A 25,954-nucleotide genomic window follows, 5' to 3' on the forward strand; every position below is an offset into this window, starting at 1 on the left:
GTGAAGCCTCTTCGCGAGAATTGTTAGACTCTCGGAGCACGTTCAGACCACGAAAGGGCTTTCATGCCGAAAATCCGACCAGGAGTCGTCTCTGTCGTACTCGTCAATTTCAAGGGTGCAGCAGACACGATCGAGGCCATCGCGCACCTGGACCGGGTCGATTGGCCGCAGGAACGGCTCGAGATCGTGGTCGTTGAGAACGCATCCGGTGACGGAAGTGCCGAATTGCTGCGTGCGGCAGTCCCGCACGCCAAGATCGTCGTGTCCCGATCCAACCTCGGGTTCGCGGGCGGTTGCAACCTCGGCGTTGCTGAAAGCAACGGCGAGTATGTCGCGTTTCTGAACAATGACGCCAAGCCGGATCCGCAATGGATACGAGCTGCCGTCGAGAGGTTCTCCGAGTCACCCGCTATCGGCGCCGTGGCCAGCAAGGTCCTCGACTGGGACGGTAACCACGTCGACTATCTGGGATCTGCCCTGACCTGGTTCGGGATGGGATATAAACCCCTGACCGCAGAACCTGTACCTTCGGCGGAGACTCCCGGGATGGACGTCCTGTTCGGGACCGGATCCGCCATGTTCGTGCGTCGTTCGGTTTTCGACGCACTGAAAGGTTTTGACGAACGTTTCTTCATGTTCTTCGAGGACGTCGACCTGGGATGGCGGCTGAACCTTCTGGGGTGGCGCTACGCGTATGAACCGCGTTCCATCGCCTTCCACAAGCATCATGCATCCATGAACTCGTTCGGCTCGTTCAAGGAGACCTATCTCCTGGAACGCAATGCGCTCTTCGCCCTGTACAAGAACCTCGGGAGTGACGCGCTCCGCGAGGCCCTCCCCGCAGCAATGGCACTTTCAGTGCGCCGGGGTATCGCGAAAGGGAAGATCGACTCGACCTCGCTGGATATTCGAAAAGGCAGCGACGACAGCGAGACCCACTCTATTTTCCCCAAGGACTCCGCGGCCTCGCTGTTCGCTCTTGACCAGTTCGTCGAAGAACTGCCGGGGTTGAAGGCGTCTCGGGACGAGATCCAGGCGTCAAGAGTGGTTCCGGACGGTCGCCTGTGGAAGTTGTTCGGACTCACGGATGCGCCGTCGTTCCAAGACGACTACTACCTCGAGGGGTACGAGAAGATTGTGACCGCATTTGATGTGACGGAGCCAGCCGCAGTTCTGAAGGTCGTCATTGTGACCGGCGATCCGATCGGCGCAAAGATGGCCGGTCCGGCCATCCGTGCCTGGAACATCGCGCTCGCGCTGTCGAAGACTCACCTGGTGACCCTCGTGACACTGTCCGGTCTTGAACCTGTCGATGCTCCATTCGACATCGTGCATATTCCGGCGGGTGACGACCGGGCGTTCAGCAAGCTTGAGCGCTGGACGGACGTCATCATCTTCCAGGGCCATGCAATGGCCGTCTTCGACTCGCTGAGACGGTCGAAGAAGATTCTGGTTGTCGATATCTACGACCCGATGCACCTGGAACAGCTGGAACAAGGACGCGAGCTTCCTGCCGCCGTCTGGGACAAGCAGGTTTCCGACGCGACGGCGGTTCTCAATGAGCAGCTGGGCAGAGGAGACTTCTTTCTCTGCGCGTCAGATCGACAACGCCAGTTCTATCTCGGCCAGCTGGCAGGCCTCGGCCGGATCAACCCCGCAAACTATGCCTCAGATCCTGACCTGCTCGGATTGATCAGCGTCGTGCCTTTCGGCCTGGACCGAGTTCCACCCAAACACGTCAAACAGGTTCTGAAGTCGGTGGTGCCGGGTATCGGCGACAACGACAAGGTTATTCTCTGGAGTGGTGGGCTTTACAACTGGTTCGACCCGAAGACTCTGATCAGGGCAGTCGCGGCGTTGTCGGTGGCACACCCGGACGTCCGACTCTTCTTCCAAGGGACCAAGCATCCTCACCCGGGAGTTCCGGAAATGGCGGTCGTTTCGGAATCTCGACAGCTCGCCTCTGAGCTCGGAGCGCTGGAACGGACGGTCTTCTTCAACGCCTCATGGGTTGACTACGCTGATCGGCAGAATTTCCTCACGGAGGCGGATGCGGGCGTGAGTACCCACTTCTCGCACATCGAAACGACGTTTTCGTTCCGGACCCGCGTGCTTGACTACCTCTGGGCGGAGCTTCCTATGGTGCTCACCAAGGGCGACTACTTCGCTGAGCTCGTCGAGGCCGAAAATCTCGGAATTGTCGTTGATTCCGGCGACGAGGTCCAACTTGCGGCAGCACTTGAGAAGATCTTGTACGACCCGGAGTTCATCGCCCTGGCCAAGGCGAACATCGGCCGGGTGCGCGAGAAGTTCTTCTGGGACAACGCTTTAGCGCCTCTCGTCGAATTCATGGAGAACCCGCACCATGCTGCAGATCAGACCGTCAGAGGCCAGAGTCGCTCGCATGCGTCGCTCGAGGAGAGCCGACCACGACGACGTGTGAAGAAGCATGGTTTCCGACATGACCTGGGCTTGGTCATGTTCTACTTCCGCAACGGCGGCCTCCCGGTAATTTCGCGCAAGATCTCGCGGCGCCTTCGCCGTCGGCTGAAGTGACCGTGCCCGCCGCAGCCGACCGAACGGGTGCAAAAATGAATTCTGAAGTGCAACGCCAGGGTTTGATTCCGGCGCCCTCGAGCAGATGGACAGTGCGCGACTGGTTGCTCTGCGGCCTTCTAGTGATAGCCAGCCTGATGGTCGGCCTGGTTCACGTCCCTCAACACGACTCGATCTCGCCGATCGATGAGTTCGTCTACATCGACTATCTGGCCAAGGTACCGACCGAGGGCGTCGTTCATCGCGGTGAGGAAACCGGCGCGTACGCCCGGGAATACTTCGCTTGCCACGGGGTGCGCATGTACATCGGCCCTCAACCGACGCTGTGCCAGTCGAGTTCCTTCAACGACGACGTGGCGTTCCCCTTCAACGGCAAGACATCCGCCGACCTCTATGCGCCTCTCTATTTCGGAACAACGTGGGTCCTTGCCCAGCCGCTCATGTGGGTGGGCATGACTGACTTGACCGAAGCGGGCCGGTACACCGGATGGATCTGGTTGGCAGCAGCGTTGGTGCTTCTGTACATGACGTTTCGCCGACTCAACGTTCCCCGAGGGCTCGGGTTCGGTCTGGGGATACTCCTCGCCGGATCACTGCCCGCTTATTGGTCTCACACCTACATAAGTACCGATGCCACGGCCCTTCCGGCAGGGGCGCTGATGATCTTTCTGGCCATTCGCTACCTTCAGACCCGGCGCCACGGCTGGCTATTGCCGCTCGCTGCGATTGTGGTGGCACTGTTCAAGTTGCAGAATCTCATGGCTGTGGCTGCGGTCGCCGTATTCTTCCTCCTCTACTCCGCTGCAAACGCCACCGGACCCGCCGGCATCGACGCGAGTAGTCGGATCACGGCATGGCGCCGGAGCTCCATTACCCGATTGGGCGTCTTCACCCTCGTCGCCGCGGTGGCCGCCCAAGCGGTCTGGACAGTCACTCGATCGTTGATTGCTGTCGGCCCCGCCCCCGACCAACTCGTCGCAACGCAATTAGGCGGCAAGGCGTTGCTGTCTGAGGTCTTCAAGTTCTTCCCTGGCGCCATCAGCGGAGCCGTTGACCCTTCCTCCCTCGGCATGTACGCCATTGTGATCGCAGGTATCGGTACTAGCGTCGTGGCGGCCGGGGTCTTGGGGCTTCTCGCCACCTCCCCGCCAAAATCGATGCAGGCTTTGTTGGCCTTCTCCGTCTTGCTTGTCGCGCTAGTGTCCGGCCCGGCCTTGGGCGTCGCCAACCTGTTGACCAGTGGATTCTATTTCCCGCTTCCCGCTCGTTACGGCCTTGCTCTTGTCCCGATGTTCCTGTGTTGCGCCGCATTGCTCTTTTCGAATAGGAGATGGGTCGGCAACGCCGTGGGGGCGTGTGGAGTTCTCGTCTTCCTCCTGTCGTTCAGGCTCGCTGAGACACTGACCTGATTCAACGGGTAGCCGTATCCAGGCCCACCGGAGGTGACAGCGTTGCGTGGATGTGGATGTGGATGAGTCGCCGACATCGCACCTGCTGCGGTGTCGGTAGCTCTAGCCGGCAGAAGCGGGGCTCGTCCGCCGACCCGTTGGAGCGGAGAAGACCCAGTAGCGGTACGCGAAGTAGTTCCACGCGGTCGTGATGACCGTGGCCGAGATTTTTCCCGCCCCCCAGCCCCAACCGGTCAGGTCTACCAGCGCGACAATACCGATTGTGGCCAGCGTGTTGAAGGCAAGGAGAGTCAGGTATTTCGCGAGCGTGCTCGCGTGCGGAGATTCCGAACTGAATGAAAAGGCGCGCTGCATGAAGTAGCTGAAGACGAAGCTCGTGAGGAATGCCGTGCCGGTGGCGAGCCACAGCGGCCAGTCGAACACCTGGAAGAGCAGGGCGAGCAAGCCGAAGTCGATGATAAAACTGGCCCCTCCGACGACGAGATAGCGGAAACCGCTGTGGTCGAAGATGATGCGGATCCACGTTCGCTTTGCCGGGTCTGCGGGTGGAACCGGCGACACAGCGGCTTGCTTCGCTTTAGCGGCCACGGTCGGTCCGGTCGTCCTCGGCCTCGGTGCCCGATCCGCTTCCCGCGTCCAGGAGGCGAACCCTCAGTTCGAGCAACGCGACGTGCTCGGCGAGAGTGCGGGTCTTTTCCTCGAGGCGGGTCAACTCGGAGCTGTGCTGCACACTCACGATGACCAGGAGTATCACGCTGACGAAGAATGCGAGATTGCTCGGAATCTCGACTCCAACGGCGGTAGCAGCGAACTGCAGGGTGTCGGGAAAGATGCTTACGACCAGGGAAACAACGGCAGCAAGGAGCCACCAGACAGCGTGGCGTTCGCGAAAGCGCTGGCGCCGGAGCATTTCAACGACAGCGATCAGAGCGAGCGCCGCTGCCGCGATGACGAAGGCGTGAGTGACTGGATTCATGAAAGTACACCTTGTTCGTGTGCCGGAGCCGTTATCGGAGTGCGGAGGAGGGCGATCAGGAGAGCCATACCGGCCCGGCCCAGGTAGATCGCAGAGGTGAACGGATTCTGCGAAGGCACGCCGCCGGCGCGCGGCCGCATCGATACCGGCACCTGGGCGACCGTGCAGCCACCACGCGATGCGACCACGAGGGATTCGATCGTGTCGCCGAGGTACTCGGCAGGATAGTTGTCAGCAAAGAGTCGGACAGCACGTGGCCCGGCGGCCTTGAATCCGCTCGTGACGTCTGTGAGACGGGTGCGGGCGATCCTGCTGAGCGCGACGGCCAGAACTTTCATCGCCCACTTGCGAGGGCCACCGACCTCGTAGTCACCCTCGCCCGCGAATCGCGCGCCGATCACAATGTCCGCTTTGTCCAACTTCTCGAGCAATTCAGGGACGCTACGGGGGTTGTGTTGCCCATCAGAATCGAGCTGGACGACATTGTCGTACCCATTCGCGATGGCGTATTTGAACCCCAGTCGCATGGCTCCGCCCACACCGAGATTGAATGGCAGCACAAGCACCGTTGCGCCGGCGCGCTCGGCGATAGACGCCGTGGCGTCCGTCGAACCGTCGCTGATGACGAGGCAATGGACACCCGGCAAAGTCTCGAGCACCTCTCGAACAACATCACCGACTGCCTCCTCTTCATTGAATGCGGGCATGACAATGAGTGTCTCTTCCAGGGATGACATGATTACGACTCTACCTAAGTGTCCCCGATGATTCCGTTTCGAGACAGCGGAGCGACGGGAACCTGCGTCGGATCATGGCGAGCCGCCGAGCGAGGGGGCCACCGACATGACATAGAGTATGTCCGAGCTTCCCAGCGGAGACGCGGGTGCGCTGGGGAAGATTTCTTCTCCCCTCAACCGGTGGTGGGCTCGGCGCCCACGACGGAAACGGATCAAGACTCAAGTGACGTCCCAACTGGAAGATGACACGCGAGGGATTCCGGTTTCTCGTCCGACTTTGTCCGACCGACCGCGATTCGCGCGAGGGGCGTGGTCGACCTTTGCCGTGGCCTTCGCCATGCTCTTTACCCTTTCCGCCCTGTGGTCGCTCGCCAGTCCGATCTTCTCCGTCCCCGATGAGAGCGCTCACGCCGTGAAGGCGATTGCGCAGGTGCGTGGTGAACTGACCGGCCACGCGATGGAGGGAGTCCGACACCCGGTCGTCGACCTGCCCACCGGGTATGAATTCAGTCCACAGATCCTTTGTTTTGCGTTCCGCCCTGACCAGTCGGCCAGTTGTGGGGCCGAATTGGGGGAACCTACGGGTACCTCCTGGGCGGCGACCTGGGTCGGAACATACAATCCGATCTACTATTACGCGATCGGCTGGCCGAGCCTGCTCTTCACGGGTAGCGCGGGCATCTATGCCATGCGCCTGATCAGTGCGCTGCTTGCTTCGCTCCTCATCGCCGCGGCCTTCCAGATCTCCGTTTCCGGGCGGCGATCCCGGTGGATGCCCTTGGCGGTTGCCTTCATTGCCGCACCGATGAACCTGTATCTGCTGGGGGCGGTCAACCCGAATGGCATCGAAGTCGCCTCCGCACTGGCCCTGTGGGTTGCGTTGCTGCGGCTCCTGCAGGCCTATGTCCCCGCACGACCCTGGCGGTCTACCGTGCCTCGGTGGTATCTATGGGCCGTTGTCACGGTATCTTCGATCGTGCTGGCCAACGCACGGGCACTCGGGCCGCTCTGGGTCGTGCTCGTGGTCGCCTTCTGCCTGGTCGTGAGTGGCTGGCGACCAGTCAAGGCCTTATTCGTCTCGATCCGCAGCTACTGGTGGCTGGGGGCGATCGCAGTCGGAGGCGTGTTTTCGTTGTGGTGGACGCTCAAGGGTGGGAGCCTCTCCGGTCAGGCGAGCGCTGCCGACGCACCGTACGTCGGCGGAACGTTCCTCCAGGGATTCGCCTACGTGATCCGGACGACCCCCAACTTCCTTCAGCAGGCGATCGGATACTTCGGCTGGCTGGACACCCCCCTGCCGGTATGGTCCTATTGGCCCGCGATCGCCGCTGTCTCGGTTCTCCTTGTGATCGCGTTCACGGCGATGGGCCGGCGCCACGTACTGCTGCTCGCCCTCGTTGCCGCCGCGTCACTCCTGGTGCCCGCGCTCGTCCAGGGCTACAGCGTCTCCCAGACGGGCATCATCTGGCAGGGCCGATACGGGCTATTTCTCTACTTGGGGGTGCTGGTCGTCGCCGGATGGCTCCTCTCGGAGCGGGACGGTCGCCGGGTAGCCTTCCTGTCGACCAGGGTCACCTGGATTGGGTCCGCCCTGATCGCCGCGTTCGGCGTGCTGGCGTTCTTCTTCGTGCTGCAGCGTTATGTGATCGGCGGGGCCCTGCCGATCAGCACGATGTGGAAGAACCCGACCTGGCAGCCGCCGTTCGGCTGGATCGTGCTGTTCGGTCTCTACGGTCTCGTCTCCCTCGCCTTCGTCGTGTTCGTCGGCCGGCTCGGCGCGGCGGCGGCCCGGCGCGACCCCGTCGCCGAGGTTCTGGACGGTGAACCGGACTCCAGCGACGCCCTGCCCGACCTGGCTGTCCGTGCCTGAACCAAGAGTCGCGATCGCCTACGACTGCATCTTCCCGCTGAACACCGGCGGCGGTGAGCGGGTCTACCGGCGCATCGCCGAGCTGCTGCAGGACCGGGGCTGCTCCGTCGAGTACGTGACCCGTGGCCAGTGGGCGGAGGGAGAGGTGCCGCAGGCGCCCTTCCCGATCACCTCGGTGTGGCGCGGCGACATCTACGACCCGGCCGGCACCCGCACGCCGGCGAGTGCCGTGGCCTTCGCCCGTGGCCTCTTCACGCACTTCCGGCGGCACCGGCGCGACTACGACCTCGTCATCGTGAGTGCCCTGCCGGTGCTCAACGTGTTCGCGGTGCGGCTCGCGCTCCTCGGCACCCGCAGTTACCTCGTCACCGACTGGCTCGAAGTGTGGAGCTGGCGGAAATGGCGACGCTACTCCGGCCCGCTCGTCGGCACCGTGGCATCCGCCTTGCAATTCGTGGCGCTGCGTCTCGGCGACCTGCACACCGTCAATAGCCGGTTCACCCGCGCCAAGGTCCAGGCGTACCGCTCAGCGGCCGACCCCGTCGTGCTCGGCCTGGTCGACCTGGTCGACGTCGCCGACCGTGCCGAGCCGGGGGCGCATGCCGCCGGCCCGGTCGAGCGCCCAGCCACCGTGCTCTTCGTCGGCCGCCACATTGCCGACAAGCGCCTGACGGACTTGCCCGCGGCTCTCGTCGTCGCGCGGCGCACCGTGCCGGGAGTGCGCGCGACCATCGTCGGAACCGGCCCGGAGACGTCCAACGTGCGGCGTAGCGTCACCGAATTCGGCCTCGACGACGCCGTCGACTTCCTCGGCCGGGTGAGCGAGACGGAGCTGAGCGCGCACTTCGCCGCGGCGAGCGTGCTTGTGAACCCCTCCGCCAGGGAAGGGTTCGGCCTCGTCGTCGCCGAGGCCGCCGCGAGCGGCACCCCGAGCGTGGTGGTCGCGGGTGAGGACAACGCCGCCGCCGAGCTCGTGCAGGACGGGGTCAACGGCTTTGTGGCCGAGAACGTGGGGGCAGAGGCCCTCGGTGCAGCGATCGTGCGGGCGATCGAGGGCGGGGAACCGCTGCGACGCTCCACCCTCGCGTGGTTCCGGGCCGAACGGGTCCAGAGCGGCCTGAGCGCTTCCGTCGGGGAGATCCTCGAGCGTTACCGCGCGGCCAGGGCCCGCTGAATCGAGGCTTCGGTCTGCCGGGCGGTGCGCTCCCAGGAAAACGTGGCGGCGCGGGCCAGTCCCAGCGCCGACCGGCGGCGCAGTTCGGCAGGGTCGCCCAGAAGCTTCGTGATCGACGCCGCCAGTGTCGGAGCATCGAGGGGAGAGACGTAGACCGCGGCATCGCCGGCGACCTCGTGCAGCACCGGGATGCTCGAACAGACGACCGGGCAGCCCTGCGACATCGCCTCGAGCACGGGCAGCCCGAAGCCTTCGAAGAGGGTGGGGAACACGACCATCGTCGATTCGGCGTAGAGACGGTCGAGCTCGTCCGCTCCCAGCCAGCCGCGCAGCGACACCCAGGAGTCGAGGCAGAGCCGGGCGACGAGCGGGGCGAGGGGGTCGTCGCCGTGGCTGCCGGTGACGACCAGGTGCGGCCGGGCGTCGGCGGGGATGAGCGCGAGCGCCTCCAGCAGCAACGGAAAGTTCTTGTGCGGCATCCGGTTGCCGACGGCGAGCAGCTGCCACGGCAGCCGGGCGACCTCGGCGACAGCCGACTGGTCCTCAGCCGGTTCGCGTGCCGCGGGTTGGGATGCGACGGGTTCGGCTGGGCGGGGCTGGGACGGCTTGCCGGCGAGCGGAACCACGTCGATCCGCGCTTCCGGAACGTGCAGGTAGCGCACGATGTCAACGCGGGAGGCCGTGCTGACCGTCAGCACGCGGCGGGCGCCGCGGGCGGCGACCCGGATCATGGTGCGGAGCACGACCGAATAGGCACCGGGCACGTACTCGGGGTGACGGAAGGGCAACAGGTCGTGCACCGTGAGCAGCACCGGGATGCGCGAGTACACCGGGCCCAGGTTCGCCGGGCAGTGGATCAGGTCGGCGCCGAGGCGTCGGGCGAAGCGGGCGACGCTGAACAGTTCGCCGCGGGCCCAGGCGACCCGGTCCTCACCGCTGATGCCGGAGTCGACGACCTCCCCGGGAAACCAGGAGGTGTCCGTGGCGGCGAGTTCCGTCGAGGCGAGAGCGACGAAGGTCAGGTTCAGATCGGTCGGCCGCAGCCGCGAGTAGAGCTCGCGCACGTAGGACTCCATACCGCCCTTCTTCCCGGTGAAGAAGAGCAGGTCGACGAGGACCAGGCTCACTGGGCAGCCACCGCGAGCCGTTCGGCCACGCGCAACCGCCGCCGCCGGGCGAGTTCGTAGACCACGGCAGAGACCAGCTCGGCGACGAGCAGGCCGAGGAACACGGCAGAGAGGTCGTGCAGGGCCAGCCCGATCGCGGCGAGGGCGAAGGCCATCAGGGAGACGGCTGCGCGCAGCCCGGTGAGCAGGCGCGCTTCGCCCATCCGGCGGAGGGCGGCGAAGGGGATGGTGGTCGCGAGCGACGCCGCGCGCCAGCCGCAGGCGAGTACGAGGGGGAGCAGCACCGCGGAGTTCGTCCAGACGCCGCCGAAAATGAGGCCGAGTGCGCCCGTGCGTTCGAGGACGACGAGGACGACGACGGCGGCGAGCACGGCGCCGCCCGAGACGGCGATGTCGAGCCGGGAATGGGCCTTCAACAGTCGGAGGCGCATGAAGTTGAGCGGGATCGCCAGGAGCCCGGAGACCGTGGCGATCGCGGTGAACAGCACTGCGTCGCCGGGGCCGAGCAGGGCCAGGATCATCGTGTTCAAGAGCGGGTAGATCACGCCGGTGATGGCCGTGTCGGCCACGACCCAGCCCATCACGGCCGGATCGGGGCGGCTCGCCCGGTGGGAGACCGGCAGGCACCGCACGATCGTGGCCCCGGCGATGCCGGCCACGAGCGGGATGAGCGCCCACTGCTGGCCCGCGAAGGCAGCGGTGACGCCGCCGAGGGCGCCGAGGCCGACGGCGACGGATGCCCAGATCTCGCGCACATCGAGGCGTTCGGCGACCGAGACACCGCGGCCGACCTCGAGGGCGGCGATCAGGAGCGGAAGTCCGACGCACAGTACGACGGGGTTGGTCGGGTTGACCGCGATCACGAGCGCGGCGAGGAGCGCGAGACCGGCGAGCCAGAGGGGGAAAACGACCCGGCGTTCGGTTGCTGCCGAGCTGAGCCGGGACTCGAGCACGACCGCGAAGGTGAGCTGGCCGGCGAAGGTTGCGACCATGACCGCAACGGCGATGATGCCCTGTTCCGGCCGGCTGAACAGTCGCGAGGAGATCGAGACCGTCGCTGCGGGGATGACGGCGAGGGACACGCCGCCGAGCAGGGTGATCAGGCTCATCGTGGCCTGGCGCAGTCTCACGGGGGAGGGCAGGTCTGCGGTCATCGGGTCACCGCCGTGAACGTGCGGTTGCGGTCGAGGGTATGCCCGAGCATGCCTTCCAGGCGGCCGAGGAAGACCCACCACCCGTCGGTGGCCTCGTTCGTGCTGTGATTGCGCAACCCGAAGAACAAGCCTCCGCCGAGGAAGGCGAACCGCCACCACAGCGGGTACCGCCATCGGGTGACGAGCCTGCCCAGGCCGCGGCCGTAGCCGCGCAGCTTTCGTCGGCGCTCGGCATTCGTCAGGCCGCTCGGGTCGGCGATTCCGCCGACGAAGAGGGTATCCGGCTGCCAGGCGAAGTCGATGTCTGGTTCGGCGCGCAGGAGTGTGAGCAGCAGGTCGGTGGCCTCGCCTGCCTGCCAGGGCGTTGGCGCCCCGGTGCCGATCTCGGGATCGAACCCGCCCAGCGCATCGAACACGTCACGGCGGATCAGGATTCCCATCTCGATCACCGTCCACACGGTGCGCTGGTCGAGCGCGGTGCCTGAGGCGGGCAGCACGAATTTCGGGCCGTTCTCGTCGACGACGGTGAGGGCGCCGGCCCGCAGCTCGTTCGGGAGGCGGCGGAGCCGGTCGAGTGTGGCCGGCGGAAACCACGTGGTGTCATTGGGGAAATTGAGGAGCCGGCCCGGGTCGTCCGGCAGGGCGGCGACGCCCGCGTTGCGGCCACGTGAGGCGCCAGGGGGCGACGTGGCGACCGAAATGCGGAAGGTCGAGGAGTCGAACTCCGCCGCGAGGGCCTGCACCTCCGGGAGGTTGCGTTGGGCGACGACGACGAGGGCGTCATCGGTTTTCATCTGGTCAGCGAGGGAATCGAAGAGTCGTCGCAGGCTCTCGACACGGCCAAGCGTTGACACCACGAGTCCAAGGTTCACAAAGCACAGTCTGTACGATAAAAGAGCCGCACCAACAATGACGGGACCTGTTTCACGCATGCCACTCACCGAGACCCTCGAACTTTCGATCCTGATGCCGTGCCTCAACGAAGCCGAGACCCTCGCGGTGTGCATCGACAAGGCACAGGCCTATCTGGAGCGAAGCGGGATCTGCGGTGAGGTGCTCATCGCCGACAACGGCAGCACCGACGGGTCCCAAGAGATCGCCGCGGCGCACGGCGCACGCGTCGTCGCCGTCGCGGACAAGGGGTACGGCAGCGCCCTGATCGGTGGAATCGCGGCGGCCCAGGGCACGTACGTGATCATGGGCGACGCCGACGACAGTTACGACTTCAGCGATCTCGACGGGTTCATGGAACGGCTCCGGGCCGGCGACGAACTCGTGATGGGCAACCGCTTCCTCGGCGGGATCGAACCGGGCGCGATGCCCCCGCTGCACAAATACCTCGGCAACCCGGTGTTGTCCTGGATCGGACGGGTGCTCTTCCGCTCGCCGATCAAGGACTTCCACTGCGGCCTGCGCGGCTTCAACCGCCGCTCGATGCTCGCGCTGCACTTGCAGACGACCGGCATGGAGTTCGCGAGCGAGATGGTCGTGAAGTCGACCCTCGGCGGCTCCCGGGTCAGCGAAGTCCCGACCACCCTCAGCAAGGACGGGCGCAGCCGCCCACCGCACCTCCGCAGCTGGCACGACGGCTGGCGCCACCTCCGGTTCCTGCTGATTTTCAGCCCGCGTTGGTTGTTCCTGATCCCCGGGACCCTTGCATTCGGAATCGGAATGATCGGGTCGGTGCTCCTCAGCGCGGGGCCGATCGTCGTCGGGCCCGTTGGGTTCTATTCCTCGAGCCAGATCTATCTCGCGGCTCTCGCCGTCGTCGGCTACCAGGCCGTGCTGTTCGCCATTCTTACCAAGATCTACGCCCAACACGAGGGCTTCCAGATTCCCCGAAGCCGCAACTTCGATCGCCTGCAGAAGAAGATCAGCCTCGAGAGTGGCGCCATCATCGGTGCGCTCCTGTTCATCCTCGGCCTCGGCATCGCGATCGCCCAGCTCGCCGGCTGGGCCGCGAGCGGCTACGGCGCACTCGAGGCGGATGCGGCGATCCGTGGCGCCGTCCTCGCTGCGCTCCTGATGATGCTCGGCGCGCAGACGGTGATGGCCGGGCTGTTCCTCGGTGTGCTGTCGGTCGGCCTGAAGCGCGTCTAGCCGTGCCCCTTTCGGTCTCCGTGGCGCTCTGCACCCACAATGGTGCTGCTTTCGTCACCGAACAGCTGCTCAGCATCCTGAACCAGTCGCGGCCGCCCGCCGAGATCGTGGTCTCCGACGACAACTCCACGGACGACACCCTCGACGTCATCGACCGGGTCTGGTCCGCCTGGCGGGCCGACCACCCGGCCGTCACCGTCGCGGTGCGGATTCTGCGGAACCCGGTCGCCCTCGGCGTGACCGCCAACTTCGAGCAGGCGATCGCGGCCTGCACGGGCGACCTGATCGCGCTGAGCGACCAGGACGACGTCTGGCACGCCGACCGGCTCGCGAAGATCGCCGCGGTGTTCGAGCGCAGGCCCCAGCTGGCGCTGCTGCACACGGATGCCCGGCTCGTGGACTCGGACGGGCATCCGCTGGGCGTCACCCTGCTCAACACCCTCAGGGTCTCGTCGGCGGACCGGTACGCCGTGCATTCCGGGTCCGCCATCGACGCGCTGCTGCGCCGGAACATCGTGACCGGGGCGACCCTCGTGCTGCGCCGCGACCTGGCGGCCCGGGCGCGGCCGTTCCCGGCGGAGTGGGTGCACGACGAATGGCTCGCGATCGTCGCCGCGGCGACGGGCACGGTCGACCTGCTCGAGGAGCCCCTCGTGGACTACCGCCAGCACGACGGCAACCAGATCGGGGCGTCCTCGCTGGACGCCGCGGGTCGGCTCGGCCGCCTGACCGCGCCGCGGACCGCCCGCAACGCCCGGCTGCTCGCCCGTGCCCGGGTTCTGCAGGAGCGCTCGGTGGCCCTCCGCCCGCGGCCGTCCGCGGACGTGCTGGGACGGATCAACGCGAAGCTCGCCCACGAGCGGATGCGCAGCGGGCTGCCGGCCTCGCGGCTGCGCCGCCTGCCCCCGGTGTTCCGGGCCTGGAGTGCCGGCGATTACTCCCGCTTCGGCCTCGGCCTGCCCGACGTGCTCCGGGACCTCACCCAGCCCGTCTAGTTGCGCGTCGACGGCTCACGCGGGGTAGTCGACCTCGTCGTCGGTCTCGGGTGGGCGGGGCTTGGGTTGCAGGGAGCTCCGCCAGCTCTTGCCCTGCGCGGCCGCGAGGGCGCAGATCAGGAGCAGCAGCCACCCGGCCTCTGCGAGCACGGTGCTCTCCGCGAGGCTCGTGACGATCAGCACCACGAGGATGAGCGGCGCCCACGCGTAGACGAGGGTGCGCTTGTTGGAGGCGAGCACCCAGGATCGCCAGAAGGCGAGCACGACGAGGATCAGGAAGCTCAGGAAGCCGATCAGGCCGACCTGGAAGTACACGTCGAGGAAGGCGTTGAGCCCGGTCTCGTAGTGGCGGTGGGTGCTGAAGTCGAGCCAGCCGTACGGGGTCGCCGTGCCCGGCCAGAGGCCGGACCAGCCCCAGCCCTCGAGCGGGTGCAGGCCCACGAGGCGCCACATCTCCCGCCACAGGGTGGCGCGCACGCCGAATTCGCTGCGCGCGTTGAGCGCTTCGACGATCGCCCCGCGGGTGAGGAAGGCGACGACCCCGGCGGCGACGGTCAGTCCCAGCAGGGCGAACTGCAGCAGCCTGCGACGCGGCTGCGGCGTGTTGCGCAGCCAGGTCAGGGCGAGTCCGGCGAGGCCGACGAAGACCGCGACGACGAAGATGACCGGTGACCCGGTGAGCAGGAGGCAGGCGGTCGCCCCGATCAGCGAGACGATCCCCACTCCGCGCCGCACCGACCGGGTCCGTAGCTCGATGACGAACGTGACACCCGCAACGAGAGCCGCGAAGCCGAGCGCGTTGCGGGAGCCGAAGATGCCCTGGATCGGGCCGAGTTCGTCGAGGTGCCCCTGGATGTCGAGGAACCGGATCGGTGCGTCGAGCAGCAGGCCGGCGACGATTTCGAGGGCGAGGGAGGTCGCGAGCAGCACCCGGAGCACGTCCCCGGTCGCCCGCACGATCTGGATCATGGTGCGCGCGAGCACGATGTAGAGCGCGAGGAACGCGAAGGCGAGCTGGTAGATCAGTCCGATCGCCGTCGCGAACGGGTACCCGGTCCAGAGCAGGGACAGCGCGCACCAGCCGAGGAACACCAGGATCGAGATCGGCAGCAGGCCGTGCCACTCGATCTGTCTCCTCCGGGCGACGAGGGAGAACGCGGCGAGCACGACGAGCCCGGCGAGCACGCCGATCAGGCCCGGCCAGCCGATCAGCCCGCGCAGGAAGACCGCACCGAACGCCGTTGCGATCGACGCCTGGGTCAGGGCCGTGGCGAAGGGCGGGCCCCGGAAGAGCCGCATGAGTGCCCTCGGCAGTTCGGGGGAGTGCGCGCGGGAGTTCATGGGCTTCCTAGGGTACCCGCCGGCATCCGTTCGGCCCGGTCCCGTCGGTCGTCGACGGCCAAGCGGATGTCTACGGCATCGGCCGGTTGAGGACCTGCTGCCGCTTCGTCGTGACGCTGACGAGCACGAGGAGCACCCACCCGTATTCGATGAGCAGCCGGCTCTCGGCGACGCTCTGCGCGATGAGCGCGGCCATCAGGAGCAGCGGGAGCAGGGCGGAGACGGTGTACGGGGCGGTGTCGGAGACGCTCGTGCGCGGGCGGTCGACGGCGAGGAACCAGGACCGCCAGAGGGCCCCTGCGACGATGGTGAGGAAGGCGAGGAGACCGATCACCCCGACCTGGAGCCAGACGTCGAGCCAGGCGTTGTGCGCCTGGAGGTAGACGACGCCCTTGCGGCTCGCGAGGCCGGCGAACGGTTCGGCCCACGGCACCCAGTAGCTGACCCACCCCCAGCCGAATGCGGGGCGCTGCACGGCGAGGTCGGTGACGCTCGCCCAGATGTCGAGGCGGCCGGTGAGGTCCTCGCTCTTTCCGAAGAGGCTGAGCAGCCACGGCGACAGGGTCGCCACGGCGACACCGCACGCGACGATGAGGCCGGCGGCGGCGAGATAGACCGGGCGGCGCCGCTGCGGGCCGCGGCGGCGGGTCCAGAGCGCGAAGAGCAGCACGATCGCGACGAAACCGGCGGCGAGGGTCACCGTGGCCGAGCGGGTGAGCACCAGCACGACCGCGGCGGCGGCGAGCCAGGCGATGCCCCAGCCGCGCCGAACAGAGCGGGCCGCGAGCTGCACGGCGAAGACGATGACCGCGAGCAGCGCGACGAAGCCGAGCAGGTTGCGGTTGGCGACGATGCCCTCGATCGGGCCACCGTGAAAGAGCAGTCCGCGGGACCAGTAGAACGCGTCCGGGATCTTCTCGCCAGGGTAGGACACCCAGAGCGGGAGCACGGGTTGCCGCACGAAGGCGCCGACGATCACCTCGAAGAGCAGCGAGAGGGCGATGACCCAGCGGAGCGCAGCGGCCAGGGTGCGGAGCAGTTCGGCCCAGCTGAGCACGAGGGCCAGGAAGAGCGCCGCGATCGTCGTGGCCCAGAGCACGGCGACGCCGATGGCCGAGGCGCCCGGGTAGAACGACCAGGCGATGGACAGCGTCGTGATGACGAGGAAGACGCCGATCGAGCGCGGGAACTTGGCCCACACCCAGTCCGGCTTCAGGCGGGCGAGCAATACGACGCTGCCGACGAAGACGACGAGCGCGATGGCGCCGAAGCCCCACCAGCCGAGCAGGTTGCGCCAGAATTGACCGGCGAGGGCCGTGAAGAACACGAGCGTCGCAAAGGACCGGACGACGAGACGGCTCTGCACGGCGGGCATGAGTCCTAGAGTACTGCCGGGGTTCCCTCCCGGTTGCTGCCGGGTGTCGGGCCATCCAGACAAATTTATACCCATGGGGGTATAGTTCAGCCATGAAGATTCTTATTGTGGGCGGAGTGGCCGGCGGCATGTCGGCCGCGACGCGGATGCGCAGGCTCGACGAAGCGGCAGAAATCATCGTATTCGAGCGGGGGCACTACGTGTCCTTCGCGAACTGCGGGCTGCCCTACTATGTGGGCGGACTGATCGAAGACCGGTCGGCGCTGCTGCTGCAGACGCCGGAGTCGCTCGCGAGTCGCTTCCGGCTCGACGTGCGAATCGACCACGAGGTCACCGGCATCGACCGCGCGGCCCGGACGGTCAGCGTGCGCGACACGGTCACGGGGCGGATCAGCACCGAAGGCTACGACCGGCTGGTTCTCGCGGCCGGGGCGACCACACGCAGTGTGCTTCCTGCCGGGTCCGACGTGCCGCTGTACACCCTGCGCACGGTCGACGACGTCGACCGGATCACCGCGCTGCTCACGGAGGCGGCCGGGCCGGGCGGTACGGTCGAGGTCTCCGCCGTCGTGATCGGCGCCGGCTTCATCGGCCTCGAAGCCGTGGAGAACCTCGTCCGTCGCGGCGTGCACGTCACGGCCGTCGAATTCGCCGGCCAGGTGCTCGGGCCGCTCGACCCCGAGATGGCGGCCCCGGTCGCCGCGGTGCTGAAGGCGCACGGCGTTGACGTGCGGGTGGACACCTCGGTGCGGAGCGCATCCGCCGGTCGCGTGACGCTCAGCGACGGAACGGATGTGGCGGCGGACCTGATCATCGAGGCGACCGGAGTGCTCCCAGACACCTCTCTCGCCGCCGCGGCCGGTCTGCGGATCGGCGAGAGCGGCGCGATCTGGGTGGACGACACCCAGCGGACGAGCGACCCGCTGATCTACGCCGTCGGCGACGGCGCCGAGAAGGTCGACGCGATCAGTGGTGGGCCGACCCGGATCGCGATGGCCGGGCTCGCGAACCGGCACGGCCGCGCCGCCGCGGACAGCATCGCCGACAGCGCCGGCGACAGCCTTGCCGGCGCGCCCGGGGTCGCCGTCGCCGCGGAGCCCGCCTTCGGCGTCGCGATCGTCGGCGTCTTCGGGACGACCGTGGCCATGGTCGGCTGGAGCGAACGCCGCCTGCTGGCCACCGGCCGGGCGCACCGGGTCGTGCACACCCACCCGAGCGACCACGCCGGCTACTACCCGGGGGCCGAGCCGATGTCGGTCAAGCTGCTCGTCGATGCCGCGACGGACGCGATCCTCGGTGCCCAAATCGTGGGCGGTCACGGGGTCGACAAGCGGATCGACGTGATCGCGACGGCGATGGCCGGCGGCCTGACGGCATCCGCTCTCAGTCGGCTCGAGCTCGCCTATGCGCCGCAGTACGGTTCGGCGAAGGACCCGATCAACCAGCTCGGGTACGTCGCGGACAACCTCGCGGCCGGTACCACGCGCAGCCTGCAGTGGCACGAACTGCCGGCGGCGCTCGCCGCGGGCGAGACCTTGGTCGACGTGCGCACGGCGGGGGAGTTCGCCGCCGGGAGCATCCCCGGGGCCGTCAACGTGCCGCTCGACGAGCTGCGCGACCGGTTCGGCGAGCTGCCGGCCGGGTCTCTCGTGGTGCACTGCCAGGTCGGGCAGCGCGGTCACACCGCGGCGCGGCTGCTCAGCCAGCTCGGCCGTGAGGTGCGTAACCTCGACGGAGGCTACAAAACCTGGGCAGCGGGGGCCGCAGCGCTCGCCGCATCGCCGCGCGCCGCGGTTGCTTCGGCTTCTTCGGCCGCTTCTGTTCTCCCCGTTTCTCCCGCTGCTCCTGCTCTCCCCACCGAAAGGATCGTCGCATGAAGGAAATCACCGTCACGGAACTCGCCGCGCTCGACCACCCCGCCGTCGTCGACGTGCGCGAACAGGCCGAGTACGACTCCGTCCACGCCGAGGGAGTGCAGTTGATCCCGCTCGGTGAGCTCGTGCAGCGCCTCGACGAGGTGCCACACACGGGACCCGTCTACGTGGTCTGCCACCTCGGCGGGCGCAGCGCCCAGGCGACCGGCTTCCTCGCGGCGCAGGGCATCGACGCGATCAACGTCGTCGGCGGCATGGACGCGTGGCAGCGCGCCGGGCTGCCCGTTTCCGGAAAGGCTTGAGATGACCACTGAAACTGTCGCCGTAGCGGATGCCGCTGTATCGGCTGGCGCTGTGCAGGGGGCCGCGCACGCCGCGAACCAGAAGAAGATCCTGAACCGGTTGCGCCGGGCACAGGGCCAGCTCGGCGCGGTGATCGCAGCCGTCGAGTCCGGCGGCAGCTGCAAGGACGTCGTGACCCAGCTCGCCGCGGTGTCGAGCGCCCTCGACAAGGCGGGCTTCGTGATCGTGTCGACCGCGATGCGCGACTGCATCGACAACCCGGACACTCCCAACGCGCTCACGGTCGACGAGCTCGAGAAGCTCTTCCTCACCCTCGCCTGACCCCTCGCGCCCGCCCCGGACCACCGGTCAGGGGCGGGGCGGGGCGTCAGCGGCGGGTGAGGTGGGTGACCGTGAAGCCGCCGGGGGCGACGGTGACGGATGCCCGCGCCGGGTTCCCGCGCTCATCCGCGTGGGCGACGGGCCGGCCCGCGGCGTCGTACGCGGCCTGTTCCAGCCGGAACCCGCGCGGCACGAGCACGGGCCGCACGCTGGACTCCCGTGCGGCGCTCACGTACAGCGTCGAATCGCCGGCCGCTCCGGTCACCGTGACCGTCGACACGAGCGGCTGCAGCAGCATCGCGTCGATCGCCGCCGCCCCGCTCGACGTGCCCGTGACCGCGGTGGCCCCGGCCGGTAGCGTGCGGGACAGTGAGAGCGGAATCAGGCGGCCGGGGGCATCCGTGAGTCCCTGCGCCCCTGCGCCACCGTTCGCCGTGCTGCCGAGCGCCGTCCGGGCGGATGCCCAGCTCGTGGTCCCTGAGCGGCCTTCGGTCTGGTTCACGATCGGGTAGACGTTGCGGGCCTGGTCGCTCGCCGGGACCGGGACGCTGAGCGACCCGCCCTTCGTGAGGCTCACGAATGCACCGCCGGAGAGGTTGGCCTCGCCGGTCCACGCCGATGCGGGCGTGACGACCGAGCCGCCGGTGATCATGCCGGACTCGGCTTCGACGACGCTGAGTCCTGCGGTTGCGACGGTCTTCTCGATTCCGAGCGCCTTGGCCCGCAGCGCGGGATTCGCGTCGAGGGTGAGCATCGTCAGCAGGGTGTGGATCGTGGATTCGGCGCCCGAGTTCGGGTTGACCCGGCCGTCGCGCTCGATGCCGTCGATCGCGGTGCCCGTCGCCGGGTTGTATGCCGGGAGGCCGCTGCGGTTGGCGCCGAAGAACCAGCCGGCGTAGATCGCGGCGACGTCGAGCAGGCCGGGCGCGTTCGCGGCCTTCGCGGTCGCGACGAGGCCTTCGACCCGGGAGTCGACGCCGTAGGCGATCTGCGCCTCGCCGGGGGTCGGGCTCCACGCGTTGTCCGCCCCGCCAGCGGCGAGGAGCTGCGGGGTGAACTGGGCGGAGTCGGCGACGGCGGCTTTCAGCAGGTCGGGCCGGCCGAGCACGGTCGAGGCCGTCGCGACGGCGGCAGGAGCCAGGCCGCCCCAGGCGTGCCAGAGCGACTGCGACTTGTTCCACGGGAGAATCGCGCCGAACGGCCACTGGGTGACCGAACCGGAGGACATCGCTGCGACGCCCTCGGTCAGCCGGGTGAGCGCGGTGCGCACCACGGTGTCGCCGGGGTCGGCCGCGCTGAAGGCGGCGAGGCCGAGAGCGGCCTCTGCCGAGGCATCCGCCCCGCCCGCCACGAGCCAGGCCGGGACCTTCACGCCGTCGGCGACGTCGAAGGTGCCGTAGCGGGCGAGGGACTGCCGGTTGAGCGCGTCGAGGCTGAGGTGCAGCCGGTCCTGGAGGAAGGCGGCGAAGGCGGGGTCTGCGCCGGCGCCGGATCCCGCGAAGGCCGCGTAGCCCTCGCCGAGGGCCCACAGGGTGCGGGCGACCCAGTACGACTCCGCCGAGTCGCTCGGGTCCGGCAGCTCCTTGGGCGTTGCGCTCGGGGTCAGCGTGCCGTCGGCCTGCTGCCAGAGCACGACGTTGCCGGCGTTCGGGCCGGTCGCGGTCTGCAGATAGGTCAGGGCGCGCAGGGTCTGCACGGCGTGGTCCCGGCTCGCCGCGTCGCCGGTGAGCTTCCAGTGCCGCAGGTAGACGACGGCGGTGCGTGCGATGTCGTCGGCGTTGTATGCGCCCTGGGTCCAGTGGCCGGTGGCGGCATCGAGGGAGCCGCCGCCGATGCGGGTGTAGCTGCCGTCGGCGTTGCGGTTGGCGTAGGTCCAGGGGGCCAGCGCCGTCGGCTGCTCGGCGAGGCGCCAGGTCGTGTGCTCAGCGGTCTGCGCGAGGGGAACCGCGTCGAGCAGGACGTTCAGGTGCGCGAGGTTCGTGAGCGGCTGGCCGGCGGCGGCAGCGGTTGCGGTGTCTGCTGCAGCGGATGCGGCGGGCCGGCCGGGCTGCGCTGCCGCGGCTCCCGCACCCGCTCCCCACAGGAGCAGGGCGACCGCGCTCGCCAGGGCGACGGAGCCCAGCGCGGATCGGCCCCGGGCGGATCGAAGCGGGGTGGGACGGAAACGAACGGCATTGTGCGTCATGGGTGACTCTCCTTCGAGTACTGAACCGGTTCAGCACTCCCCACTAAACCGGTTAAGGTCGGGACTGTCAAGGACGGCCGTCGCCGGGCATCCGTGGTGGCCTTGATAGTTTGGACTCAACCGAGTCGTACGAGACGTACAGGAGCAGTCATGTTTGTGGGCATCAGCAATACACCGCGCGACTATGCGTGGGGCTCGACGACCGCGATCGCGGGACTGCTCGGCACGACTCCCTCCGGCAAGCCTGAGGCCGAACTCTGGCTCGGGGCGCACCCGGGGTCGCCCTCCGTGATCACCGACCCCTCGCGCACGGGCGGGGCGGGAAACCTCGTCGACTGGATCCTCGCGGACCCCGCCCGGGCGCTCGGCTCAGCGCTCGTGGCGGAGGAGAGCGACGCGGGGTCGGTGCCGCCTCGGCTGCCGTTCCTGCTCAAGGTCCTCGCCGCAGCGAGCCCGCTCTCGCTGCAGGCGCACCCGACGAGTGAGCGCGCGCGCACCGGCTTCGCCCTGGAGAACGCCGCGGGCATCCCCCTCGACGCCTTCGACCGCAACTACCGCGATCAGTTCCACAAGCCCGAGATCATCTTCGCGCTGAGCGAGACCTTCGAAGCGCTCTGCGGCTTCCGCGAGCTCGGAGAGGTGCGGCGCATCGTGGGGGAGCTCCGCGCCCTCGACGCCGCGTCGGAGAACCCGCAGCCCGGCGCCCTCGACGCACTCGAGAGCCGGTTGCTCGGCGACAGCGGCCTCCGCGACACCGTCGACTGGCTGCTGCGCGACGGCCGCGGCGGCGACACCGGGGAAGTGGCCTGGCTCGTCGAGCGCGTGGTCGGCCTCGCGCAGGACGCCGTCTACCTCGCGGAGGGCGGCGCCGCGATCCGGTTCCCGCTCGAACTCGCGACCGTGCGCGACCTCGCCCTGGCCTACCCGGGCGACCCCGGTATCGTGATCTCCCTGCTGACCAACCGGGTGTCGCTCAAGCGCGGCGAGGTGCTCTACCTGCCGGCGGGCAACATCCACGCCTACCTGCTCGGGCTCGGCATCGAGCTGATGGCGGCCTCGGATAACGTGCTCCGCGGCGGCCTCACCCCCAAGCACATCGATGTCGACGAGCTGCTCGACGTGCTCGAGTTCTCCCCGGTCCCGGTACCCTACCTGGCCCCGATCGTGCACACGCCCGGCGTCTCCGAGTACCGACCCGATGTCGCCGACTTCGCGCTCGTGCACATCGAGGCCTCTGCGGCGGATGCTGCCGCAGGCGCTGCAGATGCCGCCGCCGGTGTCCCGATGCGCCAGTTCACGCTCACGGGACCGGGAATCGCGCTCTGCACGGCCGGAGGCTTTCTCGTGGCCGGTGCGACGGCATCCGTCACCCTGAAGCGCGGCGAATCGGTCTACATCACCCCGGACGAGGGCACTCTCACCTTCGCGGGCGCCGGAGACGTCTTCCTCGCCACCACCCCCTAGTACCTGGACCCCCTGACCTTCTGGTCGACCTGGTCGACGCGAGGGGCCGCGAGGTCAGCCGGCGCGGCGGGCCCCGAAGGTGCGCCGGTACGCGGTCGGGGTGGTCTGCAGCACCTTGAGGAAGTGGTGCCGCATCACGGCGGCGCCGCCGAACCCGGTGTCGCCGGCGATCTCCTCGAGGCTGCGCGAACTCTCCTCGAGCAGCTGCTGCGCCCGCAGCAGGCGCTGCCGGTTGAGCCAGGCCGTCGGCGTCGTGCCGAGTTCGGCGCGGAAGCGCCGGGCGAAGGTGCGCGGCGACATCAGCGAGCGCCGGGCGAGCTCCTCGACGGGCAGTTCGCGGTCGAGGTTCTCGAGCATCCACGCGGTCACGCTCGCGAACGAGTCGCTGTCGAGGTCGACGACCGGCGCCTCGATGAACTGACACTGGCCGCCGTCGCGCTGGGGCGGCACGACCATCCGCCTCGCGATGTTGTTGGCGACGGATGCCCCGAGCACCTTCCGCACGATGTGCAGGCACGCGTCGATGCCGGCCGCGGTCCCGGCTCCCGTCACCACCCGGCGGTCCTCGACGAAGAGCACGTCGGGGTCGACGCGGGTCTCCGGGAATGCCTGCGCGAGCGCATCCGTGTACATCCAGTGCGTCGTGCTGCGGCGGCCGTCGAGGATGCCCGCCTCGCCGAGCACGAACGCACCGCTGCAGACGCTCAACACCCAGGCGCCCCTGGCCTCGGCGTCGCGCACGGCCTGGAGTATGGCGGGATGCACCGGCGTCCCCTTGTCGTATGCCGGAATCGCGACCAGGTCGGCGTCTGCCGCCGCGGAGAGGTCTTCGGTGACGATGATGTCGAAGCCGAGCTTGGTGCGGATCGGCCCCGGCTCGGCGGCCGTGACGTGGAAGTCGAAGACGGGACCGCCGGTGTCGCTCCTGTCGATGCCGAAGACCTCGCAGATCACGCCGAACTCGAACGGCGCCATGTCGGGCAGGGCGATGCAGACGACCTTGTTGAGCGCGGCGGGGGCTGGCGCGGCGAGCATGAAAACCTCCGGAAATAGCGTTGGCAGGAAATAGTCGAACACTGGCAAGGCTGCCACTCGCGGCAGGATATCGCAATGCCTAGAGTTCCTGCCATGATGACATTCCTGGTGGTTCTTCTCGCTCTTCTCACGCTCTGGAGCACCGTCGCGACGTTCAGCACGGTGACCCGCGACGGCTACGGCGACCCGCAGATCGCCCGGCGCGCCCACGGCCCCGACGACGACTGGCCCTGACCCGCGCGCCCTTTCCGCCGCTTCGCGCCTGGCACGCCTGGCGCGAAGCGGCGCACCGGGCGCGCAGCGCCGGAAACGGCCCGAACGCTAGGCTTGCAGCACCGGCATCGCTTGGTTGCCGAGTGATCTTGCGAGGGTACACATGGCGTGGCTTGTCACCGGCGGAGCCGGCTATATCGGATCCCACATCGTCCGCGCATTCCTCGCCGAGGGCATCGACGTCGTCGTGATCGACGACCTCTCGAGCGGCCACGCCGAATTCGTCCCCGAGTCCGTGCCCTTCGTGCACGGCGACCTGCTCGACGGCCCCCTGCTCGCCCGCACCTTCGCCGAGTATCCGATCACGGGCGTCGTGCACGTCGCGGGCTTCAAATACGCCGGCGTCTCGGTGCAGCGCCCGCTGCACACCTATGAGCAGAACGTCACGGCCATGGCCACCCTGCTCGCGGCGATGCAGGATGCGGGCGTGTCGCGGATGGTGTTCTCCTCGAGCGCGGCCGTCTACGGCACCCCGACGACCTCGCTCGTCACCGAGGAGACCCCGAAGAACCCGGAGTCCCCGTATGGCGAGACCAAGCTCATTGGCGAGTGGCTGCTCCGCGACCAGGCGGTCGCCGCCGGACTGGGCTACACCGCGCTCCGTTACTTCAACGTCGTCGGCTCCGGCGCCCGGGAACTCCGCGACACGAGCCCGCACAACCTGTTCCCGATCATCTTCGACGCCCTCCTCGACGGCCGCACCCCGCGGATCAACGGCAACGACTACGCGACCCCCGACGGGACCTGCGTGCGCGACTACATCCACGTGGCCGACCTCGCAGTCTCGCACGTCGCGGCCGCGCGCCTCCTCGACGCCGGCACGGCGATCGAACCCGTCTACAACCTCGGCAGCGGCGACGGCGTCTCCGTCGGCGAGATCATGGCGACGGTCGCCCGGGTGACCGGCATCGACTTCACGCCCGACATCGGTCCGCGCCGGGCCGGCGACCCCGACCGTATCGTCACGAGCGGCGCGCTCGCAGCCAGGGACCTGGACTGGAAAATGCGGCACAGCCTCGAAGAGATGGTGCGCAGCGCCTGGGAGTCGCGGCAGGCGGCATCCGTTTCCTAGGCCCAGTGGGGCGGTTGCGTCAAGACCCCGGCAAGGTCACATTTTCTGACTTTGGGCGAGTCGAAACTCTCGAGCCGACATTGAGGGTTTATTATCGGCGACTTGACGTGGGGGAATTACACGGCTGTAATTAGTGCGGACGAGTTATTTGGGCACGTATTGCAAGGGGTGGGAGACGATATGCCGCAAGCCGAGTATCGTTCCGGAGTTCCCGAGGACTGGTTCGTCGATCCCGTTCGCTTGGGCATTCCCGGAATTCGCAAAGACAGCACCGGACACACCCTTCCTGACGAAGGCGACGCCCTCGCCTGGCAGGCGGATTCACTCTGCGCCCAGACAGACCCCGAGGCCTTCTTCCCCGAAAAGGGCGGCTCCACCCGGGATGCGAAGAAGATCTGCACCTCGTGCGAGGTGCGCACCCAGTGCCTGCAGTACGCGCTCGCCAACGATGAGCGCTTCGGCATCTGGGGCGGTCTCTCCGAGCGCGAGCGGCGCAAACTGCGCAAGCGCGCCAGCTGACCGTCGTTCCGACGCGGATCGCACTCGTGAATCGGGGCGTGCATATCGGGCACGCCCATCCAGGGGCCCCCGCTCCGGGGCGATGCAACCTAGG

The 25,954-nt window shown here is 68.0% G+C and carries 23 protein-coding genes; 13 read left to right on the forward strand and 10 right to left on the reverse strand.

The genetic code is table 11. The annotated features are described in order from the left end of the window. Positions 1 to 63 precede the first annotated feature (63 nt). Both MQH31_RS11340 and MQH31_RS11345 read left to right on the forward strand, forming a co-directional pair. Entirely contained in the window at positions 64 to 2,556 is a 2,493-nt protein-coding gene (locus MQH31_RS11340; protein WP_243012121.1) for a glycosyltransferase, read from the forward strand. A 35-nt stretch (positions 2,557 to 2,591) separates the two neighbouring features. After that, complete coding sequence (locus MQH31_RS11345; protein WP_243012122.1) at positions 2,592 to 3,965, forward strand: hypothetical protein; 1,374 nt, start codon at positions 2,592 to 2,594, stop codon at positions 3,963 to 3,965. Positions 3,966 to 4,067: 102 nt separating this feature from the next. On the opposite strand, the gene MQH31_RS11350 is transcribed toward MQH31_RS11345, so the two are convergent. From MQH31_RS11350 to MQH31_RS11360, 3 genes are read right to left on the reverse strand one after another with little or no spacing between them, the layout of a single operon-like run. Continuing rightward, positions 4,068 to 4,553 carry a GtrA family protein gene (locus MQH31_RS11350; protein WP_243012123.1) on the reverse strand — a complete coding sequence of 162 codons (486 nt, stop codon included), beginning with the start codon at positions 4,551 to 4,553 and terminating at the stop codon, positions 4,068 to 4,070. Continuing rightward, entirely contained in the window at positions 4,543 to 4,941 is a 399-nt protein-coding gene (locus tag MQH31_RS11355; RefSeq protein ID WP_243012124.1) for a DUF2304 domain-containing protein, read from the reverse strand. Before MQH31_RS11355 ends, MQH31_RS11350 begins: the two co-directional genes overlap by 11 nt. Continuing rightward, positions 4,938 to 5,678 (reverse strand): glycosyltransferase family 2 protein, encoded by a 741-nt coding sequence (locus tag MQH31_RS11360; RefSeq protein ID WP_243012125.1) that lies wholly within the window; start codon positions 5,676 to 5,678, stop codon positions 4,938 to 4,940. The genes MQH31_RS11355 and MQH31_RS11360 overlap by 4 nt, the downstream gene beginning before the upstream one ends. Before the next feature lie 337 nt (positions 5,679 to 6,015). Here MQH31_RS11360 and MQH31_RS11365 point away from each other — a divergent pair, with 337 nt between their 5' ends. Both MQH31_RS11365 and MQH31_RS11370 read left to right on the forward strand, forming a co-directional pair. Next, complete coding sequence (locus MQH31_RS11365) at positions 6,016 to 7,548, forward strand: DUF2142 domain-containing protein (protein WP_243012126.1); 1,533 nt, start codon at positions 6,016 to 6,018, stop codon at positions 7,546 to 7,548. Next, complete coding sequence (locus MQH31_RS11370) at positions 7,541 to 8,722, forward strand: glycosyltransferase family 4 protein (RefSeq protein ID WP_243012127.1); 1,182 nt, start codon at positions 7,541 to 7,543, stop codon at positions 8,720 to 8,722. The genes MQH31_RS11365 and MQH31_RS11370 overlap by 8 nt, the downstream gene beginning before the upstream one ends. On the opposite strand, the gene MQH31_RS11375 is transcribed toward MQH31_RS11370, so the two are convergent. The 3 genes from MQH31_RS11375 to MQH31_RS11385 are packed head-to-tail and all read right to left on the reverse strand — an operon-like array spanning position 8,698 to position 11,875. After that, positions 8,698 to 9,849 carry a glycosyltransferase family 4 protein gene (locus MQH31_RS11375; protein ID WP_243012128.1) on the reverse strand — a complete coding sequence of 384 codons (1,152 nt, stop codon included), beginning with the start codon at positions 9,847 to 9,849 and terminating at the stop codon, positions 8,698 to 8,700. The two genes, MQH31_RS11370 and MQH31_RS11375, sit on opposite strands and share 25 nt — an antisense overlap. After that, positions 9,846 to 11,003: a hypothetical protein gene (locus MQH31_RS11380; protein ID WP_243012129.1), complete on the reverse strand. Its 1,158-nt coding sequence runs from the start codon at positions 11,001 to 11,003 to the stop codon at positions 9,846 to 9,848. The genes MQH31_RS11375 and MQH31_RS11380 overlap by 4 nt, the downstream gene beginning before the upstream one ends. After that, on the reverse strand, positions 11,000 to 11,875 hold the full coding sequence (locus MQH31_RS11385; protein ID WP_243012130.1) for a glycosyltransferase family 2 protein: 876 nt from the start codon (positions 11,873 to 11,875) through the stop codon (positions 11,000 to 11,002). Before MQH31_RS11385 ends, MQH31_RS11380 begins: the two co-directional genes overlap by 4 nt. Before the next feature lie 58 nt (positions 11,876 to 11,933). Here MQH31_RS11385 and MQH31_RS11390 point away from each other — a divergent pair, with 58 nt between their 5' ends. Further along, the gene (locus MQH31_RS11390; RefSeq protein WP_243012131.1) at positions 11,934 to 13,103 is read left to right on the forward strand and encodes a glycosyltransferase family 2 protein; all 1,170 of its coding nucleotides are present in this window, start codon (positions 11,934 to 11,936) and stop codon (positions 13,101 to 13,103) included. Between the two features lie 2 nt (positions 13,104 to 13,105). Beyond that, entirely contained in the window at positions 13,106 to 14,098 is a 993-nt protein-coding gene (locus tag MQH31_RS11395) for a glycosyltransferase family 2 protein (RefSeq protein WP_243012132.1), read from the forward strand. Positions 14,099 to 14,113: 15 nt separating this feature from the next. Here MQH31_RS11395 and MQH31_RS11400 read toward each other — a convergent pair whose 3' ends face one another. Then, positions 14,114 to 15,439 carry an O-antigen ligase family protein gene (locus tag MQH31_RS11400; RefSeq protein ID WP_243012133.1) on the reverse strand — a complete coding sequence of 442 codons (1,326 nt, stop codon included), beginning with the start codon at positions 15,437 to 15,439 and terminating at the stop codon, positions 14,114 to 14,116. 70 nt (positions 15,440 to 15,509) lie between these two features. After that, a complete protein-coding gene (locus MQH31_RS11405) occupies positions 15,510 to 16,814 on the reverse strand; it encodes an O-antigen ligase family protein (RefSeq protein ID WP_243012134.1) in 1,305 nt (434 codons plus the stop codon). Between the two features lie 92 nt (positions 16,815 to 16,906). Here MQH31_RS11405 and MQH31_RS11410 point away from each other — a divergent pair, with 92 nt between their 5' ends. Genes MQH31_RS11410 through MQH31_RS11420 form a run of 3 tightly spaced genes read left to right on the forward strand, consistent with a single transcriptional unit; the run spans position 16,907 to position 19,312 of the window. Then, positions 16,907 to 18,691: an FAD-dependent oxidoreductase gene (locus tag MQH31_RS11410; protein WP_243012135.1), complete on the forward strand. Its 1,785-nt coding sequence runs from the start codon at positions 16,907 to 16,909 to the stop codon at positions 18,689 to 18,691. Then, the gene (locus MQH31_RS11415; protein WP_243012136.1) at positions 18,688 to 18,990 is read left to right on the forward strand and encodes a rhodanese-like domain-containing protein; all 303 of its coding nucleotides are present in this window, start codon (positions 18,688 to 18,690) and stop codon (positions 18,988 to 18,990) included. The genes MQH31_RS11410 and MQH31_RS11415 overlap by 4 nt, the downstream gene beginning before the upstream one ends. A 1-nt stretch (position 18,991) precedes the next feature. Further along, positions 18,992 to 19,312 (forward strand): metal-sensitive transcriptional regulator, encoded by a 321-nt coding sequence (locus MQH31_RS11420; protein WP_243012137.1) that lies wholly within the window; start codon positions 18,992 to 18,994, stop codon positions 19,310 to 19,312. A gap of 46 nt (positions 19,313 to 19,358) precedes the next feature. Here the strand turns inward: MQH31_RS11420 and MQH31_RS11425 are convergent, their stop codons facing one another. Next, on the reverse strand, positions 19,359 to 21,497 hold the full coding sequence (locus MQH31_RS11425) for a hypothetical protein (protein ID WP_243012138.1): 2,139 nt from the start codon (positions 21,495 to 21,497) through the stop codon (positions 19,359 to 19,361). 150 nt (positions 21,498 to 21,647) lie between these two features. Here MQH31_RS11425 and manA point away from each other — a divergent pair, with 150 nt between their 5' ends. Next, positions 21,648 to 22,961 (forward strand): mannose-6-phosphate isomerase, class I, encoded by a 1,314-nt coding sequence (manA, locus tag MQH31_RS11430; protein WP_243012139.1) that lies wholly within the window; start codon positions 21,648 to 21,650, stop codon positions 22,959 to 22,961. A 54-nt stretch (positions 22,962 to 23,015) separates the two neighbouring features. On the opposite strand, the gene MQH31_RS11435 is transcribed toward manA, so the two are convergent. Next, positions 23,016 to 23,996 carry a GlxA family transcriptional regulator gene (locus tag MQH31_RS11435; protein WP_243012140.1) on the reverse strand — a complete coding sequence of 327 codons (981 nt, stop codon included), beginning with the start codon at positions 23,994 to 23,996 and terminating at the stop codon, positions 23,016 to 23,018. 93 nt (positions 23,997 to 24,089) lie between these two features. Between MQH31_RS11435 and MQH31_RS11440 the strand changes: the two genes are divergently transcribed. The 3 genes from MQH31_RS11440 (at position 24,090) to MQH31_RS11450 (ending at position 25,860) form a co-directional block, all read left to right on the forward strand. Further along, positions 24,090 to 24,230, forward strand: a complete 141-nt coding sequence (locus tag MQH31_RS11440) for a hypothetical protein (protein WP_243012141.1) — start codon at positions 24,090 to 24,092, stop codon at positions 24,228 to 24,230. Between the two features lie 142 nt (positions 24,231 to 24,372). Beyond that, complete coding sequence (gene galE / locus MQH31_RS11445; protein ID WP_243012142.1) at positions 24,373 to 25,341, forward strand: UDP-glucose 4-epimerase GalE; 969 nt, start codon at positions 24,373 to 24,375, stop codon at positions 25,339 to 25,341. A 180-nt stretch (positions 25,342 to 25,521) separates the two neighbouring features. Next, positions 25,522 to 25,860, forward strand: a complete 339-nt coding sequence (locus MQH31_RS11450) for a WhiB family transcriptional regulator (RefSeq protein ID WP_134531668.1) — start codon at positions 25,522 to 25,524, stop codon at positions 25,858 to 25,860. The last annotated feature ends 94 nt before the right edge of the window (positions 25,861 to 25,954 follow it).

The organism is Cryobacterium zhongshanensis (genome assembly GCF_022760445.1).
In the GTDB taxonomy this organism is placed as follows: domain Bacteria; phylum Actinomycetota; class Actinomycetes; order Actinomycetales; family Microbacteriaceae; genus Cryobacterium; species Cryobacterium algoricola.